The 18,052-nt window shown below is 72.9% G+C and carries 14 protein-coding genes; 7 read left to right on the forward strand and 7 right to left on the reverse strand.

Annotation, left to right across the window (positions count from 1 at the left end; translation table 11 throughout):
- Positions 1-32 precede the first annotated feature (32 nt).
- On the forward strand, positions 33-2,000 hold the full coding sequence (locus ACFVGW_RS15255; RefSeq protein WP_385852287.1) for a protein kinase: 1,968 nt from the start codon (positions 33-35) through the stop codon (positions 1,998-2,000).
- A gap of 111 nt (positions 2,001-2,111) precedes the next feature.
- Positions 2,112-4,373: an FG-GAP repeat domain-containing protein gene (locus ACFVGW_RS15260; RefSeq protein ID WP_385852288.1), complete on the forward strand. Its 2,262-nt coding sequence runs from the start codon at positions 2,112-2,114 to the stop codon at positions 4,371-4,373.
- Here ACFVGW_RS15260 and ACFVGW_RS15265 read toward each other — a convergent pair.
- Both ACFVGW_RS15265 and ACFVGW_RS15270 read right to left on the reverse strand, forming a co-directional pair.
- A complete protein-coding gene (locus ACFVGW_RS15265) occupies positions 4,349-4,759 on the reverse strand; it encodes a Zn-ribbon domain-containing OB-fold protein (RefSeq protein WP_385852289.1) in 411 nt (136 codons plus the stop codon). The two genes, ACFVGW_RS15260 and ACFVGW_RS15265, sit on opposite strands and share 25 nt — an antisense overlap.
- Complete coding sequence (locus tag ACFVGW_RS15270) at positions 4,759-5,208, reverse strand: DoxX family membrane protein (RefSeq protein ID WP_385852290.1); 450 nt, start codon at positions 5,206-5,208, stop codon at positions 4,759-4,761. Before ACFVGW_RS15270 ends, ACFVGW_RS15265 begins: the two co-directional genes overlap by 1 nt.
- 180 nt (positions 5,209-5,388) lie before the next feature.
- Here ACFVGW_RS15270 and ACFVGW_RS15275 point away from each other — a divergent pair, with 180 nt between their 5' ends.
- The 4 genes from ACFVGW_RS15275 (at position 5,389) to ACFVGW_RS15290 (ending at position 10,447) form a co-directional block, all read left to right on the forward strand.
- The gene (locus ACFVGW_RS15275) at positions 5,389-6,561 is read left to right on the forward strand and encodes a flavin-containing monooxygenase (RefSeq protein ID WP_383228511.1); all 1,173 of its coding nucleotides are present in this window, start codon (positions 5,389-5,391) and stop codon (positions 6,559-6,561) included.
- Between the two features lie 197 nt (positions 6,562-6,758).
- Complete coding sequence (locus ACFVGW_RS15280) at positions 6,759-8,999, forward strand: acetate--CoA ligase family protein (RefSeq protein WP_385852291.1); 2,241 nt, start codon at positions 6,759-6,761, stop codon at positions 8,997-8,999.
- Between the two features lie 72 nt (positions 9,000-9,071).
- On the forward strand, positions 9,072-9,791 hold the full coding sequence (locus ACFVGW_RS15285; protein WP_385852483.1) for an enoyl-CoA hydratase/isomerase family protein: 720 nt from the start codon (positions 9,072-9,074) through the stop codon (positions 9,789-9,791).
- 68 nt (positions 9,792-9,859) lie between these two features.
- Positions 9,860-10,447 (forward strand): flavin reductase family protein, encoded by a 588-nt coding sequence (locus ACFVGW_RS15290; RefSeq protein WP_385852484.1) that lies wholly within the window; start codon positions 9,860-9,862, stop codon positions 10,445-10,447.
- A 20-nt stretch (positions 10,448-10,467) separates the two neighbouring features.
- Here the strand turns inward: ACFVGW_RS15290 and ACFVGW_RS15295 are convergent, their stop codons facing one another.
- Positions 10,468-11,784 carry an MFS transporter gene (locus tag ACFVGW_RS15295; RefSeq protein WP_383228513.1) on the reverse strand — a complete coding sequence of 439 codons (1,317 nt, stop codon included), beginning with the start codon at positions 11,782-11,784 and terminating at the stop codon, positions 10,468-10,470.
- A 236-nt stretch (positions 11,785-12,020) separates the two neighbouring features.
- On the opposite strand from ACFVGW_RS15295, the gene ACFVGW_RS15300 reads away from it, so the two are divergent.
- Positions 12,021-12,998 (forward strand): GlxA family transcriptional regulator, encoded by a 978-nt coding sequence (locus ACFVGW_RS15300; protein ID WP_385852292.1) that lies wholly within the window; start codon positions 12,021-12,023, stop codon positions 12,996-12,998.
- A gap of 8 nt (positions 12,999-13,006) precedes the next feature.
- On the opposite strand, the gene ACFVGW_RS15305 is transcribed toward ACFVGW_RS15300, so the two are convergent.
- From ACFVGW_RS15305 to ACFVGW_RS15320, 4 genes are all read right to left on the reverse strand, one after another.
- Positions 13,007-14,269 carry an MFS transporter gene (locus tag ACFVGW_RS15305; RefSeq protein WP_385852293.1) on the reverse strand — a complete coding sequence of 421 codons (1,263 nt, stop codon included), beginning with the start codon at positions 14,267-14,269 and terminating at the stop codon, positions 13,007-13,009.
- Positions 14,270-14,341: 72 nt separating this feature from the next.
- On the reverse strand, positions 14,342-15,886 hold the full coding sequence (locus tag ACFVGW_RS15310) for an oxidoreductase (RefSeq protein WP_385852294.1): 1,545 nt from the start codon (positions 15,884-15,886) through the stop codon (positions 14,342-14,344).
- 23 nt (positions 15,887-15,909) lie between these two features.
- On the reverse strand, positions 15,910-16,968 hold the full coding sequence (locus ACFVGW_RS15315) for a Zn-dependent alcohol dehydrogenase (RefSeq protein WP_385852295.1): 1,059 nt from the start codon (positions 16,966-16,968) through the stop codon (positions 15,910-15,912).
- A 149-nt stretch (positions 16,969-17,117) separates the two neighbouring features.
- Positions 17,118-18,032: an SDR family NAD(P)-dependent oxidoreductase gene (locus tag ACFVGW_RS15320; protein WP_385852296.1), complete on the reverse strand. Its 915-nt coding sequence runs from the start codon at positions 18,030-18,032 to the stop codon at positions 17,118-17,120.
- Between the last annotated feature and the right edge of the window lie 20 nt (positions 18,033-18,052).

Below are 18,052 nucleotides of genomic sequence, written 5' to 3' on the forward strand. Positions count from 1 at the left end.
GTTCCTTGGATAGCTCGGCTATCCTGCTGGCCATGCAGGGGGAGCTGGAAGACAACTCGTTCATGACCGGTAGCGGAGCCACACCGTTGGAGTCGGGGGATCCCCGGCGGATCGGCGCGTTCAGGCTGCTCGGGGTCCTGGGGTCCGGCGGCATGGGGCGGGTCTATCTCGGCGCCGTGCCGGGGAGGTTCGCGGCGGTCAAGCGGGTGCTTCCCGTCCTGGCCGAGGACCCGGACTTCCTGAACCACTTCGGGCACGAGTTGGACAACCTGGCCCGGCTGCCGGGCGGGGCGAGCGTGAAGCTGCTGGCGAGCGACCGTACGGCCGGGCCGCCGTGGTTCGCGACCGAGTACATCCCCGGGATCACCCTCGCCGAGGCGCTCAGGCTCCACGGCGGGCCACTGCCCGTCCCCGCCCTGTGGCGGCTGCTCCGGGAGGCGGCGGCCGGGCTGAAGGCCGTGCACGCCGCCGACATGGTGCACCGCGACCTCAAGCCGTCCAACATCATGCTGACGCCGGACGGTCTGTCGCTCATCGACTTCGGCGTGGCGCGCGCGGCCGACCAGAGCCGGCTGACCCGCACCGGCATGGTCATCGGCACGCCCGCGTACATGGCACCCGAACAGGCCGTCGCCGAGCGCGAGCTGACGGGCGCGGCGGACGTCTTCGGGCTCGGGAGCCTGCTGCTGTACGCGGCGACCGGCCGTCCGCCGTTCGGAGACGGGTCCGGGCCCGGCCTGCTCTACCGCGTCGTCCATGGGGAGCCCGACTTCGGGCGGCTCGTGGAGAGCGCCCCCGCCCTGGCCCATCTCGTACGGGCCTGCCTCGCCAAGGACCCCACGGCCCGGCCGACCGCCGCGCAGGTGGTCGAGCTCGCGGACGGGTACGTGGAGGACGCCCCATGGCCGGCGGCCGTCATGGCGCAGGTCGAGGCGCGGGCCGCGTTCGCCGCGGCGGCGCCGACGGCCGAGCAGCTCGCGGACCCGGAGGAGGAGGAGGAGCCCGCGGAGAACGGGCAGGCCGTGGACATCGGGACGGTGGCGCTCGTCCCGCGGGGGTCCGAGGAGCCCGTGACGGCGGGACCCGACCCGGCCGCCGCCACCGGCCCCCATGCCACGGGCAGGCCACGGGAGCGGCGGAATCGGTTCTTCATGCTCGCCGTACCCGTCGTCGTGACCACCGGCACCACCCTCACCTTCGCTCTCGGTCCGTACGAGATCGGCCGCCAGGGCGCGGGGACCGACTCCTCGGCGGCACGCCCCTCCGCCGTCTCGTCGCAGCCCGCGCCCGGCGGTCCCGCGCCGGCGACCGCGGCCCCGTCCACCTCCGCCCCGCCCTCTTCCGCCTCCCCCTCGTCCACGTCGGGATCGCCCTCGGGCCCACCGTCCGGCCCCGGTGCGGCCGGCGGTGCGGCGGCCGGGGGCGGCGGCGCCGTGCCCGGCGGCGGGGGCTCGGCGTCCGGGGGCGGTTCGGGGGGTGCGGGCGGTTCGGGTGGTTCCAGCTCCTCGGGAGGCGGCGGGGGCTCCGCCCCCTCGACGCCGAGAACCACACGGCCGGCGCCCCCGCCCTCGGGCGGCGGCAGCGGGCCCTCGGGGACGTACTCCCTGGAGAACGCCTCCAACGGCCAGTGCGTGGGTGAGTACAACCCGGGGTACGGCATCTTCGCCAACACCTACGAGTGCGGTTCCGTGCCCAACAACAGCGGCACCATGTCGTACTCCTGGACCTATTCGGCGGGCGCGAACGGCACGTTCCGGCTGGTCAACAAGAAGACCGGGCGCTGCCTCCAGGCGGGCGGGAACCCCGGCGGCGTCGGTGTCGGCGACTGCAACGGCTCCAGCAGGCAGGCGTGGAGGTTCCACGCCACGACGTCCTCCGGCCGCACGATCATGAACGTGAGCAACGAGGAGTGCATGACGGTCGGGCCGCCGTTCCTGACCACGTACGCCTGCGACTCGGGCAGCCGCGCTCAGCTCTGGCGGAACATCTCAGCCCTGTAGACCTCTTCGGGCAACAAGGGCAGGCAGCCGTACAACCAAAACCCGCAGTCGGGTGTCTGATCACGGATGGCGCGTCCCGCGCCCCGGCTTTCCCCTGCCGAAGGAACAGATTTGCGTCACGCACACCGCTCCCGCCGGCGGCTCGCCGCAGCGGTCACCGCCGTCCTGGCAGTGACCGCCGGCGCCCTCGTCTCCACCCCGGCCGTCGCCACCCCCATCGCCGTACGGGCGGACGCGACCGTGGTGGGCACCGAGGCCGGGCGGCAGGACGTCATCGCGTACCCGCGCGGCGCCGAGACCTACGCGGCCGGTTCGACGGGATTCCTGTCCAGCGAGCGCAACCCGGAGGGCTCCCCCACCACCTACACCTACCGCTGGACCCGCCTCGCGGACGGTGTCACGACCGTGCTTCCGGGGTCGTACTACCTGGGCAGCGCGTCCGACGTCATCGTGATGGTGCGGGGGCGGGGCGCCTACACGGTGTACGACATGGCCACGGGCGCCGGCCCGGTGGAGATCGACACCAGTGGCCTGGGCACCACCCAGAGCCTGAAGAGGGTCTCGGGTTCCACCCTGGCCATGACCGTCGCCAACACGAACGGTGGCACCGACCTCCGCCTCGTCAGCAAGCCCAACGGGACGTTGCTCGATCTCAAGGTGGCGGGTCTGCCCGGGAACGCGAGGATCACCCGCGTCGACAGCAGCATGCCCGGCACGCTCGTCGTCCTGCACTCCGGCACGGTGGACGGGGTGTACAAGAACCGTATCGCTCTGGTGGACCTGGCCACCCACAAGGTCGTCGAGGACCGCGAGACCCTCCGTGTGGAAGAACTGTCGGACGCCTTCGTGTCGTCGACGCACACGGCCTGGATCGAGAAGCCCACCGACGGCACCGCAACCCTGGCCGTGGCTCCGCGAGGCACCGGGGAGACCGAGCGTTTCCCGCTGGGCGTCGCGCGGTACCCCAGCGTGGGGCTGGTGGGCGACTGGGTGACGTACGCGGTACAGCACGGCGATGGGGCCACCACTCCAGACCCTCTCCATCCACTGACGGCGCGTTCCTTGAAGACCGGTGCCACGGTCAGGCTCCTGGAACACATGTCGTCCGCCGCTCTCACGCCCGACGGCAGCATGCTGGTGCGGGGTGGCACGCTGGAGCACGGCGAAGGCCTCTACCGGATCTCCGTCGGCGCCGACGGCAATCCCGTCACGACACTCGTGGCGACCACGGGCGAACCCACGCTGACCACGCTGCTGGGCCAGGACATGCCCAGCGTGGTCGACTTCGACCGGAACGGCGGCACCGAGCCTCTGACGTTCTCGTTCAGTAAGGGCAATGTGCGGGTCTCCGTCGAGCTGACGCATACCGCGTCCGGCAAGAAGTCGTCGGCAGGCGGGCTCACTCCCCCCGGGGACGGCGGACCCGCCACCTTCCAGTGGGACGGCAGGTTCACGGACTCCCCCGCGTACAACGGCGACTACAGCTGGACGATGAAGGCGACGCCCGCGAACGGCATCGGGCCCGCGATGGAGTCGTCCGGCACGCTCACCGTCGTCCGCAAGGCCGTCGCCCGCGACTTCTCGAACAACGGCAACTCCGATCTCCTCGTCCGTGACGGCGCGGGCAAGCTCGTCCGTTACGACAGCGGCCAGGTCGTTCTCGGCTCCATGCTCGGGCCGCTGGAGGTCTCGCCGATCGGCGGCGGCTGGAACATCTACGACCAGATCATCCCCACCGGCAACCTGAGCGGCGCGCCCCACGCCGACCTGGTGGCCCGGGACAGGAGCGGCGGGCTCTGGCTGTACGAGGGCACCGGCGCCACCCCGGGTGCGCCGCTCTCCCCGCGGAAGTTCGTCGGCGGAGGCTGGCAGATCTACGACAAGGTCGTCAGCGGTAGTGAACTGACCGGCGACGGGAAGGCCGATCTGCTGGCCACCGACAGGGCGGGGGTGCTGTGGCTCTACGCGGGCACGGGGAACACGAGCGCGCCCTTCTCGCCGCGCAAGAAGATCGGCGGTGGCTGGGGCGTCTACAACCACCTCATCGCGGCCGGCAATCTCGGCGGAGCCTCAGGCGGCGACCTGCTGGCCCGCGACAGGGAGGGCGTCCTCTGGCTCTACCTCGGCAAAGGCGACGGCTCCTTCGCGAGCCGTACCAAGGTCGGTGGCGGCTGGAACGCGTACTCCCAGCTCGTCGGGATCGGTGACGTCGACAGGGACGGTCGCGCGGACCTGCTGACGCACACTCCCAGCAAGGACTACTGGAAGAGCCTGCGGTTCTACGCGGGCACCGGTGACTGGCGTGCGCCCTTCACGTCCCGCACCTCGGTCTACGACCCGGGCCTCGGTCAGGCTCCGCTCTCCCTGTACTGACGGAACACCGGCACCCGCAGCTCACCCTCCGCCCGGAACGTGACCTCCAGATCCATCCCGATCCGGAGGTCCGCCTCCGTCACGCCCACGATCTCGGTCATCATCCGGGGGCCCTCCGCCAGGTCGACCACGGCCGCCACGTAGGGCACGCGCTCGCCGAAGGGCGGGAGGTCGTTGCGGTGGACGACGGACCAGGTGTAGAGCGTGGCCCGGCCGCTCGCCCGCTCCCACGTCACGTCCTCGCTCCAGCAGTGCGGGCAGAACTCGCGGGGGTAGTGGTGCGCCCGGCCGCACGCGGCACAGCGCCTGAGCAGCAGACGGCCCTCCCCCGCCGCCTGCCAGTACGGGCGGGTGAAGGCGTCGACGTCGGGGTCGGCGGCCGTCATCAGAAGAGTCCGATCGCGTGGTCGAGGGACCAGGTCTGCCAGGACATGGCGAAGAGGGCGACGAGCGAGACGAGCGCCATCATGGCGTTCTGTCCCTGCTCGGCCCAGTCGTGGATCATCAGGCCGAGGTAGAGCAGGTTGAGGAGCAGGCCGCCGGCCAGGGCGATCGGGGTGAGGAAGCCGAGGGTCAGGCCGAGGCCCAGGGCCAGTTCGGCGTAGACGACGACGTACGCCATCAGCTTGGGGCGGGGGGCGACGACCGACTCGAAGCCCCTCTTCACGAAGGGCCACCGGTGCTTTCCGGCGACATCGGCCGCCCAGGCTATGCCCGTGCCGCGCTCGAACCAGCCCTTCTTGTCCTTGTGACGCCAGCTCTCCAGCCACCAGAGGCCGAGGCCGATGCGGAGGACGGCGAGCCATTCGGCGCCGGTGAGCCAGACGGTCTGCATCGGTCGGTACCTGCCCCTCCTCGATCCTGATCTGACGGTACGTCAGTTCAGCGGATCGGCCGCCGTCTGCGCAAGACCCCCGCACGCCCCCGCAGATCCCACCCACGCGTGACCGTTTCGCAACCGATTCCCCTCTTGACCGAGACCCAACAAGTGAGCGCGCCGTTACGCTGAGCACTCATGGCCAACACCCCCCATTCCAGACCAGCTCCACCCGAACGGCCCGATCACCCGGTCTACGTCATCGGAGGCGGGCCCGGCGGACTCGCCGTCGCCGCCGCGCTGCGCGCGAAGGGCGTCCGGGCCGTCGTCCTGGAGAAGTCCGACGCCGTGGGCGCCTCGTGGCGCTCCCACTACGACCGGCTGCGGCTGCACACCACCCGGCGCCTCTCCGCGCTCCCCGGCCTGCCGATGCCCCGCTCCTTCGGGCGGTGGGTCGCCCGCGCGGACGTGGTGCGGTACCTGGAGAAGTACGCCGAGGTCCACGAGCTGGAGATCGTGACCGGCGTCGAGGTCACGCGGGTCGAGCGGGCCGGCGAGGACTGGCTGCTGCACGCGACGGGCGGGCGCCGGCTGACCGGGCGCGCCGTCGTCGTCGCCACCGGGTTCAACCACACCCCGCGCATACCTCGGTGGCCGGGCCTGGACGCGTACGGCGGGGAACTCGCGCACGCGAGCGCGTACCGCAACCCCGCGCCGTACGCGGGGCGGGACGTCCTCGTCGTGGGCGCCGGGAACACGGGCGCCGAGATCGCCGCCGACCTCGTCGACGGCGGGGCGGCGCGGGTGCGGCTCGCGGTGCGCACGGTGCCGCACATCGTGCGCCGCTCGACGGCCGGGTGGCCGGCCCAGCGCACGGGCATCCTGGTACGGCGACTGCCGGTCCGCCTGGTCGACAGGGCCGGCGGGCTGGTGGCCCGCCTCTCCGTGCCGGACCTCTCGGAGCACGGCCTGCCGCGGCCGGACACGGGGCTGTACTCCCGGGTGCGGGAGGGGGCGGTCCCGGTGCAGGACGTCGGTCTGATCGACGCCGTGCGGCAGGGGAAGGTGGAGATCGTGGGCGCGGTCGCGTCCTTCGACGGCGACAAGGTCGTGCTGGCCGACGGGTCGGCGATCACCCCGGACGCCGTGATCGCGGCGACGGGCTACCACCGGGGCCTGGAGCCCCTCCTCGGTCACCTGGGCGTCCTGGACGACCGCGGCCGGCCGGTGGCGCGGGGGCGGCGCACGCCGCACGAGGCGCCGGGGCTCTACTTCACGGGGTTCACGAACCCGATCAGCGGGATGTTCCGCGAGATGGCGATCGACGCCGAGAAGATCGCGCGGGCGATCGCGCGACAGCCCCGCCGATGACCCGAGGGGCACTCGCGCGACGGCCCCGCCGGTGATCCGCGTCGCGGGCGATCGTCCCGCCGGGCGGAACGATCGCCCTGACGGGGCACGCGTCGTTCTGGATCGGTCCGGTCACGACCATTCCTGACTTGCCGTCAGATCTGTAATCTGACTGTGCGTCAGGTTCATCGTCATAGGCGGAAGGGTGGAGCGGAACGATGCTCGGATCGACTCACGGCACCTTCACCACCGATCTCCGCGCCCGCGTGGTCGCCTGCGGCGAGCACTCCGGGGCGCCCGGGAACGCCGTGCACGGCTTCACCGCCGTCGAGGGCGACCTGGACGTCAGCGGGCGGCCGCTGCACGCTCCCGTGCCGGACCTGGACCGGTTCTTCCGGCCCGGGTCCGTCGCCGTCGTCGGGGCCTCCGACGCCGAGGGGCGGCCCAACACCGGGATCACGCGCCAGCTGATCGCCTGGGCCGAGCGGGTCGGCGCCCGGCTCGTGCCCGTGCACCCGACCCGTACGACCGTCTTCGGCATCGACTGCGTGCCCTCCGTCGGCGCGCTCGCCGAGCCCGTCGACCTCGCCGTCCTGCTCGTGGCCGACCCGCTCCCCGTGATCGAGGAACTCAGCCAGGCCAAGGTGCGGTTCGCCGTCGCGTTCGCCTCCGGGTTCGCCGAGACCGGCGGCGAGGGCGCCGCCGCGCAGGAACGTCTCGCCGACGCCGTGCGCCGCTCCGGGATGCGCCTCCTCGGCCCGAACACCAACCTCAACGCCTTCGAGCGCTTCCGCGACGACCTCGACGGGCCCGCGATCGCGCTCATCACCCAGTCCGGCCACCAGGGACGGCCCGTCCACACCCTCCAGGAGCTGGGGGTACGGCTCTCCCACTGGGCGCCGACGGGCAACGAGGCCGACCTGGAGACCGCCGACTTCATCTCGTACTTCGCGACCCGCCCCGAGGTGGGGGCCATCGCCTGTTACGTCGAAGGCCTCAAGGACGGCCGCTCGTTCCTCCTCGCCGCCGACCGCGCCGCCCGCCAGGGGGTGCCCGTCGTCGCGGTCAAGGTCGGGCGGACGGAGACCGGCGCGCGGATGGCCGCCTCGCACACGGGCAAGCTGACGGGCGCGGACCAGGTCGTGGACGCGGCGATGCGGCAGTTCGGGGTGATCCGGGTCGACGGTCTGGACGAACTCCAGGACACCGCCGCCCTGCTGGCGCGGGCGCGCAAGCCGGTCGCGGACGGGGTGGTCGTGTACTCGATCTCCGGCGGGACCGGCGCGCACTTCTCCGACCTCGCCACCGCCGCCGGGCTGAGGCTGCCGCCCCTGCCCCAGGCCAAGCAGGACGAGCTCCACCAGTGGATACCGCCGTACCTGAACGTCGCCAACCCCGTCGACAACGGCGGGCACCCGGTGGGCGACTGGCGCGGACGGAAGATCATCGACGCGATCCTCGCCGACCCGTCGGTCGGCGTCCTCATCTGCCCCATCACCGGCCCCTTCCCGCCCATGAGCGACAAGCTCGCGCAGGACCTGGTGGAGGCGGCCGAGGCCACCGACAAGCTGGTGTGCGTGGTGTGGGGTTCGCCGGTCGGGACGGAGGCGGCCTACCGCGAGACCTTGCTCGGCTCGTCGCGCGTCGCCACCTTCCGGACGTTCTCCAACTGCATCGGCGCCGTGAAGGCCTATCTCGACCACCACCGCTTCAGCACCGCCTACCGCTCCCCCTTCGACGAGGCACCGCGCACGCCCTCCCCCTCCTTCCGCAAGGCCCAGGCGCTGATGCGGCCGGGCCGGCAGCTCAGCGAGCACGCGGCGAAGCAGCTGCTGCGGGCGTACGGGATCAGGGTGCCGCGCGAGCAGCTGGTGACGAGCGCGGCGGCGGCGGTCCGGGCGGCGGCGCTCGTCGGCTATCCGGTGGTGATGAAGGCGTCGGGCGCGCAGCTCGCCCACAAGACGGAGCTGGGGCTCGTGAAGGTCGGGCTGACGTCGGCGAGCCAGGTGCGGGACGCGTACCGGGAGCTCACCGACATCGCCCGCTACGAGGGCGTCGACCTCGACGGGATCCTGGTCTGCCAGATGGTGGGGCGCGGGGTGGAGATGGTGGTGGGCGTGACCCGCGACCCGCTCTTCGGGCCGACGGTCACGGTGGGGCTGGGGGGCGTCCTCGTCGAGGTCCTGAACGACGCGGCGGTGCGCGTGCCGCCGTTCGGCGAGGACCAGGCCCGGGACATGCTCGGCGAACTGCGGGGGCAGGCCCTGCTGAAGGGCGTACGGGGGGCTCCGCCGGCGGACGTGGACGCGCTGGTGGAGGTCGTGCTGCGGGTGCAGCGGATGGCCCTGGAGCTGGACGGCGATCTCGCCGAACTCGACATCAACCCGCTGATGGTGCTGCCACGGGGGCAGGGCGCGGTGGCGCTCGACGCGCTCGCGGTCTGCCGACAGGAGCCCTGAGCCGTGACGGATGACCTGCTGCACGCGGTCGAGAACGGCGTCTCGTGGATCACGCTCGACCGGCCCGAGGCGATGAACGCGGTCACCTGGGACCAGCGCGAGCGGATCATCGCGCTGCTCGGGGAGGCGTCCGCCGACCCGGACGTACGGGCGGTGGTGGTGACGGCCACCGGGCGGGGCTTCTGCGCGGGCGCGGACCTGCGGGGCGGGCCGCCGGCGGGCGAACGTGTACCGGGTGACGTGGCGCGGACGATCCGGCAGGGCGCGCAGCGCTTCATCGGGGCCGTCCTGGACTGCGAGAAGCCGGTGATCGCGGCGGTGAACGGGACGGCGGCCGGGATCGGGGCGCATCTGGCGTTCGCGTGCGATCTGGTGCTTGCGGCCGAGTCGGCGAAGTTCATCGAGGTGTTCGTGCGCCGGGGCCTGGTGCCGGACGGCGGCGGGGCGTATCTGCTCCCGCGGCTGATCGGGCCGCAGCGGGCGAAGGAGCTGATGTTCTTCGGCGACGCGGTCTCGGCACGGGAGGCGCGGGAGCTGGGCCTGGTGAACCGGGTCGTCCCGGCGGAGGAGCTGGAGAAGACCGCGCGGGAGTGGGCTGAGCGCCTGGCCCAGGGCCCGACACGGGCGCTGGCGCTCACCAAGCAGCTGGTGAACGCCTCGCTCGACGTGGACCGCGCCACGGCCTTCGCGGCGGAGGCGGCGGCGCAGGAGATCAACATGACGACCCGGGACGCGAACGAGGGCGTGCGGAGCTTCGTGGAACGCCGGACGCCTCGGTACGAGGGGCGCTGAAGCGGGCACAGGGGTTCTCATCTGACGATCCGTCAGCTTCAATGGGTGATGTGATGGGACACGCTGGGATGGCGGCCACCGCCGTCCGATACCTCAGGTCGGCCGGATCACCGACGGCCGTCGAACCGCATCCACGACCGCTGCTGCGGGCGGTACGGGAGGACGAGCGGCTGCCCGTCGACCCGGCCGAGTTCCGGCGCGTGCTGGGGCACTTCGCGAGCGGGGTCACCGTCATGACGGCCCTCGATCCGGACGGCCCGGCCGGCTTCGCCTGCCAGTCCTTCGCCTCGCTCTCCCTGGACCCGCCCCTGGTGGCCTTCATGGTCGCCCGTACGTCGACGACCTGGCCCCGGCTCGCCCGGGCCGGCGTCTTCTGCGTCAACGTCCTGGGCGCGGACCAGCGGGACCTCTGCCTGGGGTTCGCCAGGAGCGGCGCGGACAAGTTCGCGGGAGTGGCCTACGACGCCGCCCCGGCGACCGGCTCCCCCCGCCTGACCGGCGCCCCGGCCTGGATCGACTGCACGATCGCCCAGGTCCACACGGGCGGCGACCACCTGATCGTGGTCGGCCGGGTGGAGGCCCTGGGCACCCCGGCCGAGGACGACGGCGAACCGCTGCTCTTCCACCGGGGCCGGTTCGGCCGCTTCGGCGGCTAGGAACCGCAGGCCGAGGGGCGTCAGGCCGCTGTCGCCAGGGGGCTTGCGGAGGGGCTGCGGCGGCGGATGACCAGGGCCATCAGGGCCGCCGCCGCGCACAGGGCGCCCGAGGCGTACCAGACCACGTCGTACGAGCCGAAGGCGTCCCGCGCCACTCCGCCCGCGAAGGCGACGACAGCCGCGCCCACCTGGTGGGAGGCGAGCACCCAGCCGAAGACGATCGCGCTGTCCTCTCCGTAGTGCTCGCGGCACAGGGCGATCGTCGGCGGGACCGTGGCCACCCAGTCCAGGCCGTAGAAGACGATGAAGAAGAGCATCGGCGGGTGGACGGAGGGCGCGAGGAGCATCGGGAGGAAGAGCAGGGACACCCCGCGCAGGGCGTAGTAGACCGCCAGCAGGCGCCGCGCCTCGAAGCGGTCCGTGAACCAGCCCGAGGCGATCGTGCCGACGACGTCGAAGACGCCGATCACGGCGAGGAGCGAGGCCGCCGCGGTGATCGGCATGCCGTGGTCGTGGGCGGCGGGCACGAAGTGGGTCTTGACCAGACCGTTCGTCGAAGCGCCGCAGATCGCGAAGGTGCCGGCCAGGAGCCAGAAGGGGCCGGTTCGGGCCGCCTTGAGGAGGACGGTCACGGCCCGGCGGGCCGCGCCGGTGACCGGGGCGGGCTTCGGGACGAACTCGCCGCCGTACGGGGCGAGGCCCACGTCCGCCGGGTGGTCGCGCAGCAGCAGCCAGACGAACGGGACGACCGCGAGCGCCGAGAGCGCGACGGTGACCGCGGCCGGCCGCCAGCCCTCGTTCTCGACCAGCCAGGACAGCAGCGGCAGGAAGACCAGTTGGCCCGAGGCGCCGGCCGCCGTGAGGATGCCGGTGACGAGCCCGCGCCGGGCCGTGAACCAGCGGTTCGTCACCGTCGCCGCGAACGCCAGCGCCATCGAGCCGCTGCCGAGGCCGACGAGGATGCCCCAGTACAGGACGAGCTGCCAGGAGGCGGTCATCCACACGGTCAGCAGCGAGCCGAGCGCGATGACGCTCAGCGCGACGGCGACGACCCGGCGGATGCCGAAGCGGTCCATCAGCGCGGCGGCGAACGGCGCCGTCAGGCCGTAGAGCGCGAGGTTCACGGATACCGCGAAGCCGATCGTCCCGCGTGACCAGTCGAACTCTCCGTGCAGCGGTTCGATCAGCAGACCCGGCAGTGAGGCGAAGGCCGCGGCGCCGATGATCGTGACGAAGGTGACGACCGCGACGAACCAGGCGCGGTGGACACGGGGCTTACGGGCGGAGACGGGCGACGCGGGGGTCTCGGTTGTCTGGGTCACGTCACTCAGCTTCATGGCCGGGAGTCGCCCGCACCATTGGCCCGAATGACAGCTTTCGCAAGGATCGGGACATGGGTTCACGGCCGTACCGCCCCGGTCGAGGCGGAGCCCGTACCGCCCGCGGGACGGGCGCCCCCCACCGGTCCGGGAATGCCCTCCCGGACCGCGGACTTGTACGGGGTGCGCCGAGCAGTGGCGCTCCGCCTGCCTGCCGGCCTCGGCGAGTGGTCTGGATCACAAAGGATTCTCTCGTGCCTCACCGTATCGCCGTCCTCGCCCTGCCCGGCCTCCTCCCCTTCGAGCTGGGCATCGCCCACCGGATCTTCGGCCGTGCCAAGGACGCCGAGGGCAGGCCGCTGTACACGATCGTCACCTGCGCCCCGGCCGCGGGACCGGTCCGGACGGACGCGGATTTCGCGATCCACGTGGAACACGGACCGGAGGCGCTCGCCACGGCGGACACGGTCGTCGTCCCCGCCTCGTACGAACTCGGACCCGTCTACGACGAGGGCCGGCTGACCGACGAGCTGGCGGCGGCGCTCGGGCACATCCGGCCCGGGACGCGGCTCGTGTCCATCTGCACGGGCGGGTACGTGCTGGCCGCCGCCGGCTACCTCGACGGGCGGCCGGCCACCACGCACTGGGCCTCCGCCGCGCACTTCCAGCGGCTCTTCCCGAAGGTGCGGGTCGACGCGGACGTGCTCTTCGTCGACGACGGGGACGTGCTGACCTCGGCGGGCGTCGCCGCCGGGATCGATCTGTGCCTGCACATCGTGCGCCGGGACCACGGGAGCGCCGTCGCCAACGACGTGGCCCGCAGGACCGTCGTACCGCCGCACCGGCACGGCGGGCAGGCCCAGTACATCGAGCGGCCGCTCCCGGAGGCGGGGACGGCGACCACGACGTCGGCGCGGGCCTGGGCGCTCGCCCATCTGCACGAGCCGATCCAGCTGCGGGACCTGGCGGCACGGGAGTCCATGAGCGTACGGACGTTCACGCGCCGCTTCCGGGAGGAGGTCGGCATCAGCCCCGGCCAGTGGCTGACCCAGCAGCGGGTGGAACGCGCCCGCCACCTCCTGGAGTCCACGGACCTGGCGGTCGACCAGGTGGCCCGGGACGCGGGCTTCGGCACGCCCCAGTCCCTGCGCTCGCACCTCCAGGCGGCGATCGGCGTGACCCCGACGACGTACCGCCGCACCTTCCGGACGGGGGCCGCTTCGGGCGGGTGAGCGCGCGGTCAGTCGGTCCGGGCGCGGTCGCGGCTCTCCGCGCCCGCCCCGGTGACCGGCGACGCGCCCGCCGGATCCGCCGGGGAGCGCGGCGCGGCGGCGCGCACACGGCGCCACTCGCCCGCCGCGCCGACCGCCGTGAGCAGCAGGGTCAGGGCGACGCCCCACAGGATCGCCGACGAAGGCGGCACCACCTGCAGCAGCCCGCCGGCCAGGGAGCCGCTCGCCGCGTAACCGGCGCCCACGGCCGCGTACATCACCGAGTACCCGGCGGCCAGGGCGTTCGGCGGCAGGATCTGGCGGAGCGCCAGGTTGCGGCTGAGCATGGCGGGAGCCTGGAGCAGCCCGGCGAGGACGAGGGCCAGGGCCATCGCGCCCGCCCACGGCAGGACGGCGACCAGCACGACGCCCGCCGAGACGCCGAGGATGAGGACCAGGCTCTGCACCGGCAGCGGGCCCGGCCAGCCGCCGCGGAGCCCGTACACGAACGCGCCGACCGCCGAGCCGATCGAGAGCCCGGCGAGCAGCGGACCGGCCCAGCCGATCGCGACACCGCGCTGTTCGAGGAGGGCGGGGAGGATCAGCTCGGCGAGGGCCAGCAGGGTCAGGCTCGCCGCGCCCGTCACGTACACCGGCCAGGCCCGGACGAGAACGCGGCGCATCGGCTCGCCGGGCCCGTCGGAGTCGCCCGCCGTCTTCCAGCCGACGGGGAGCAACCACAGGCCGGCGACGGACGCCCCCATCAGGCCGCCCGCGAGCAGCAGGGGGACGCCGGGGCCGGCACCGAGGGCCAGGCCGGTCGCGAGGGCCGGGGCGGCGGCCCAGATGGCGAAGGTCAGGACGGACTCCATGGAGAGCGCCTGGGTGACCGCCTTCTCCGGGACCATGCCGGTCAGGAGCGCCCGCATCCCGCCGGGCGCGGCGCCGGGACCGGCGCCCGCGAGGAAGGCGAGGGCGCCGAGGAGTGCGGGGTGACCCGTCCCGGCGGGCCCGAGGCCGAGACCGGCGAAGGCGAGGGCGCCCACCGCGAGCCCGGCGGCGAGGTGCGGCCGGGCCCGCTCGGCGTTCATGCGGATGCCGAGGACGGGCGCGGCGACGATCTCGCCGAGGACGTACGCGGCGGCGAGTACGGCTCCGAGGGTGTACCCGCCGGGCCGCTCACGCACCAGGAACACCAGGGCCAGCGGCGCCATGGCCACGGGCATCCGGGCCGCGACGGCGACGGCCGACCAGGCGAGGACGGGGCGGGTGACGAGGTCGCGGTAGGCCATGGCCATGACCGTAACGGCGGGACGGCGATGACCGACAGCGTGCGGACGCGTCCGACCGGCGACGGGCGCCCGTCAGTTCCTGTTCAGCGTCCGCGTCACCCCCGCGACGACGGCCGTGGTCAGCACCCAGCCCGAGGCGATGAGCAGGTAGGCCAGCCACTGGCTGGCGTCGTGCGTCCAGTACCAGGCGGTGCGCTGGCCGAGCCCGCCGATGGGAATGAGCAGGTCGAGGGTGTAGACGAAGGGCTGGAAGGGGGCGCCTTCGCCCGGCTTCACCGGCACGGGAGAGTGCGTCCTGAAGACCAGCGTGCCGAGCAGGGTCAGTGCCATGAGCCACACGCCCGCCAGCCAGGGGCGGTAGCCGTAGCCGACGGTGACGTCCAGCAGGTGGCCCCAGAGGCGTCCGGCGGGGTTCAGCGTGCGGCGGCGGTGGCGCTGCTTCGCCAGGAGAACGCGCCGCGCGTCGCTGTCGTGGCCTATCTGCCGGTACATGCCCGCCAGTTGCTCGTACGGCTGTGGCACGTAGCCGGGATTCCGGCGGAGCCATGCCAGGCGGCGTACGACATCGTCGCTCGCTCGCGTCGTGTCGCCGCCCCCGGCGGATCCGTCCTCCCCCGTCTCCACGTCCTCCGTGGACGTCGTAGGCGTCCCGTATCGGATGGAGCCGTAGGTGAACCCCTCCAGCAGTACTTCCTCCTGCCATGCCCGCTCGCCGTCCTGACACCAATGGGCGTGTGCGGAGCGGAGATCCACCGTCCCCGAGGGGGGCGAGGCGGTCCTGAAGTCGAAGTCCCCCACGTGCATCGCCGTGCCCACCAGAGCGGTACGGCCGCCGTCCAGATGCGCGCCCTCGAAGGTAAGGAGGTCCTCGATGCGGGCGCCGCGCAGCCGTACGGTCCCCCGCGCGGCGAACCCCCGGGAGCACTCCACGGTCGAGGCGACCACATGGCCCGCGGCAAGGGCGACTCCGCCGGGGTTCTCCAGCCGGGCACCCCCCAGGAACAGCCCCCCGGGCAGCTGTGCGCCCGGTATCCGCAGCCCGCCCCGCGTGGTCAGTCGCCGGGCGAAGACGCCCGCCTCCATGACGAGTCCCCCCGCAGACACCGCCCACTGTCCGTCGCCCGAGATCCTCACGTCGTCCAGGTCCAGCACCCCTGCCACCCGGGCGTTGATGAGCACGAGGGCGCCTTCGAGGACCGACCGCGACAGGTCGAGGACGCCGTCGACGCGAGCGAGCCTGGCGTCGATCCCGGGAACCCGGCTGTTCACGATCTCGACCGTCCGGGTCGTGGCCCCCCGCAGACTCACCTCCTCCTCCAGCCTGCAGCCCTCGATCGAGAGCGTGTGACGGATCTCCGAACCGGTCAGGTCGAGACGACCGGTGATCCGCGCGCCGGCGATCCTTAGGGCGGCGACGGCGCCGGAACTCTCGGATTGCGCGCCGAGCAGCAGCGTCGCCAAGACGCCGGCACGGACGGTGCGTTCCGGACCCCATCGGTCACCCGTGGCGGCTTCGTCCTCCTCGGGCACACCCGTACGCAGGTCCACGCGACGCCCCTCGGGAAACGCCTCCCACAACGCACGTTCCGGTGGGGTCAATTCGTCGTATGAATGCACGCATGCAGGGTAAGGGGCGGCTCCTATCCGAAGGTCAGGACGCCCCGCGCGACCCTGCCCTGTTCGGCGTCCTCCGCCGCCTTGGCGAACTCCTCCACCGGGTAGGTGGCGGTGACGAGTTCGTCGAGCAGGAGACGGCCCTCGCGGTACAGCTCCGCGTAGAGGGCGATGTCCTTCTGCGGGCGCGAGGAGCCGTAGCGGCAGCCGAGGATCGACTTGTCGAGGAACATCGCGGCGGGCGGGAAGCTCGCCTCCGCGGTGGGGGCGGTCATGCCGAGGAGGACGGCCTGGCCGTGGCGGTCGAGGAGGTCGATCGCCGTACGGACGAGTCCGGTGTGGCCGACGCACTCGAAGACGTGGTCGGCGCCGGTGGGCAGGATGTCGCGGACGGTCTCCGCCGAGTCGAGGAAGTGCGTGGCTCCGAAGCGGCGGGCGACCTCCTCCTTGGCCGGGTTGGTGTCGACGGCGACGATCGTCAGCGCACCGGCGATCCGGGCGCCCTGGATGACGTTGAGCCCGATGCCGCCCGTCCCGATCACGACGACCGTCTCGCCGCGGTCGACCTTGGCGCGGTTGAGTACGGCGCCGACACCGGTGAGGACGCCGCATCCCATGAGGGCTGCGGAGGTGAGGGGGATGTCCTCGGGGATCTTCACGGCCTGGACGGCCTTGACGACGGTGCGCTCGGCGAAGGAGGAGTTGGAGGCGAACTGGAAGAGGGGCCGGCCCGTGGTGGCGCGGGAGAAGGGCTGCTTGGGCATGCCGATGGCCTTGCGGCACATGGTGGGGCGGCCGCGGTCGCAGTCGGCGCAGGCGCCGCAGTTGGCGAGCGTGGAGAGCGCGACGTGGTCGCCCTCGGCGACGTGGGTGACGCCGGGGCCGACGGCCTCGACGACGCCGGCGCCTTCGTGGCCGAGGACGACGGGGGCGGGGAAGGGGATGGTGCCGTCGAGGACGGCGAGATCGCTGTGGCAGAGCCCGGCGGCGCGGACGCCGACGAGGACTTCGCCGGGGCCGGGATCGCGTACCACCAGGTCGTCGACGACCTGGACGTGCTTGCCGTCGTAGACGACGCCTCTCATGTGCGTGCTCCTTCTCGTCGGCGGTGCGGTGGGGAGGGGGTGGGCGTGGGGAGGGGCCTGGAGGGTGACCGGCCTCGTGGTGCGGAGGGGCGGCTCGGTGCGGAAGCGACGCCCGCCGGGGCGGCAGCGTCCCGTGTGCCCACCCGGGCCTACTGGTTGGGGCGGGTGCCCTCTGCTGCCGCCTTGGCCATTTCCTCCAGGCGGGTCAGGAGCGGCATCGGGTCCACGCCCACCGTTCCCGGCAGGAAGTCCGCGATGCGTTCCGGGGTCCACGGGCCGCCCTCCGCGTACCCCGCCCGCAGTTCCCTCGGCTGGGCCCAGACCGCGATCTTGGGGCCCGCGATCGTGTATACCTGGCCGGTGATCTTTTCCTCCCGGGCCCGCTCCGAGAGCAGGTAGACGACCAGCGCCGCCACGTCCTCCGGCTCCCCGATCTCCTTCAGCTCCATCGGCACGTTCGCCGACATCCGCGTCCGCGCCACCGGCGCCACCGCGTTCGCCGTGACCCCGTACTTGTGCAGGCCCAGCGCGGCCGACCGGACCAGCGAGATGATCCCGCCCTTGGCCGCCGAGTAGTTCGCCTGCGCCACCGACCCCTGGTGGTTCCCGCTCGTGAAGCCGATCAGAGTCCCGGTGCCCTGCTTGCGCATCACCGCCGACGCCGCCCGGAACACCGTGAACGTCCCCTTCAGGTGCGTCGCGACGACCGGGTCCCACTCCTCCTCGGCCATGTTGAAGAGCATCCGCTCGCGCAGGATGCCCGCCACGCACACGACCCCGTCGATCCGCCCGTACTCGGCGAGCGCGACGTCGACGATCCGCTGTCCGCCCGCCATCGTCGAGATGTCGTCGGCGACGGCGACGGCCGAACCGCCCGCCGCCTCGATCTCCTTCACCACCGACAGCGCGACCTCCGACGTCGGCTCCCCGCCCTCGATGGAGACCCCGTAGTCGTTGACGACGACCTTCGCCCCCTCCGCGGCGCACGCGAGAGCCACCGCGCGCCCGATTCCGCGCCCCGCGCCCGTCACCGCCACGACCTTGCCTGCCAAGAAGTTCCCCACGCCCGGCCCCTTCCCGCGTT

It is taken from the genome of Streptomyces sp. NPDC127129, assembly GCF_042671585.1.
Taxonomy (GTDB): Bacteria; Actinomycetota; Actinomycetes; order Streptomycetales; family Streptomycetaceae; genus Streptomyces.

Coding starts and splice junctions, on each gene's coding strand:
- ACFVGW_RS15255 (WP_385852287.1), top strand. CDS start 33: ATGCAGGGGGAGCTGGAAGACAACTCGTTCATGACCGGTAGCGGAGCC.
- ACFVGW_RS15265 (WP_385852289.1), bottom strand. CDS start 4,759: ATGACGGCCGCCGACCCCGACGTCGACGCCTTCACCCGCCCGTACTGG.
- ACFVGW_RS15270 (WP_385852290.1), bottom strand. CDS start 5,208: ATGCAGACCGTCTGGCTCACCGGCGCCGAATGGCTCGCCGTCCTCCGC.
- ACFVGW_RS15275 (WP_383228511.1), top strand. CDS start 5,389: ATGGCCAACACCCCCCATTCCAGACCAGCTCCACCCGAACGGCCCGAT.
- ACFVGW_RS15280 (WP_385852291.1), top strand. CDS start 6,759: ATGCTCGGATCGACTCACGGCACCTTCACCACCGATCTCCGCGCCCGC.
- ACFVGW_RS15285 (WP_385852483.1), top strand. CDS start 9,072: ATGAACGCGGTCACCTGGGACCAGCGCGAGCGGATCATCGCGCTGCTC.
- ACFVGW_RS15290 (WP_385852484.1), top strand. CDS start 9,860: ATGGCGGCCACCGCCGTCCGATACCTCAGGTCGGCCGGATCACCGACG.
- ACFVGW_RS15295 (WP_383228513.1), bottom strand. CDS start 11,784: ATGAAGCTGAGTGACGTGACCCAGACAACCGAGACCCCCGCGTCGCCC.
- ACFVGW_RS15305 (WP_385852293.1), bottom strand. CDS start 14,269: ATGGCCTACCGCGACCTCGTCACCCGCCCCGTCCTCGCCTGGTCGGCC.
- ACFVGW_RS15315 (WP_385852295.1), bottom strand. CDS start 16,968: ATGAGAGGCGTCGTCTACGACGGCAAGCACGTCCAGGTCGTCGACGAC.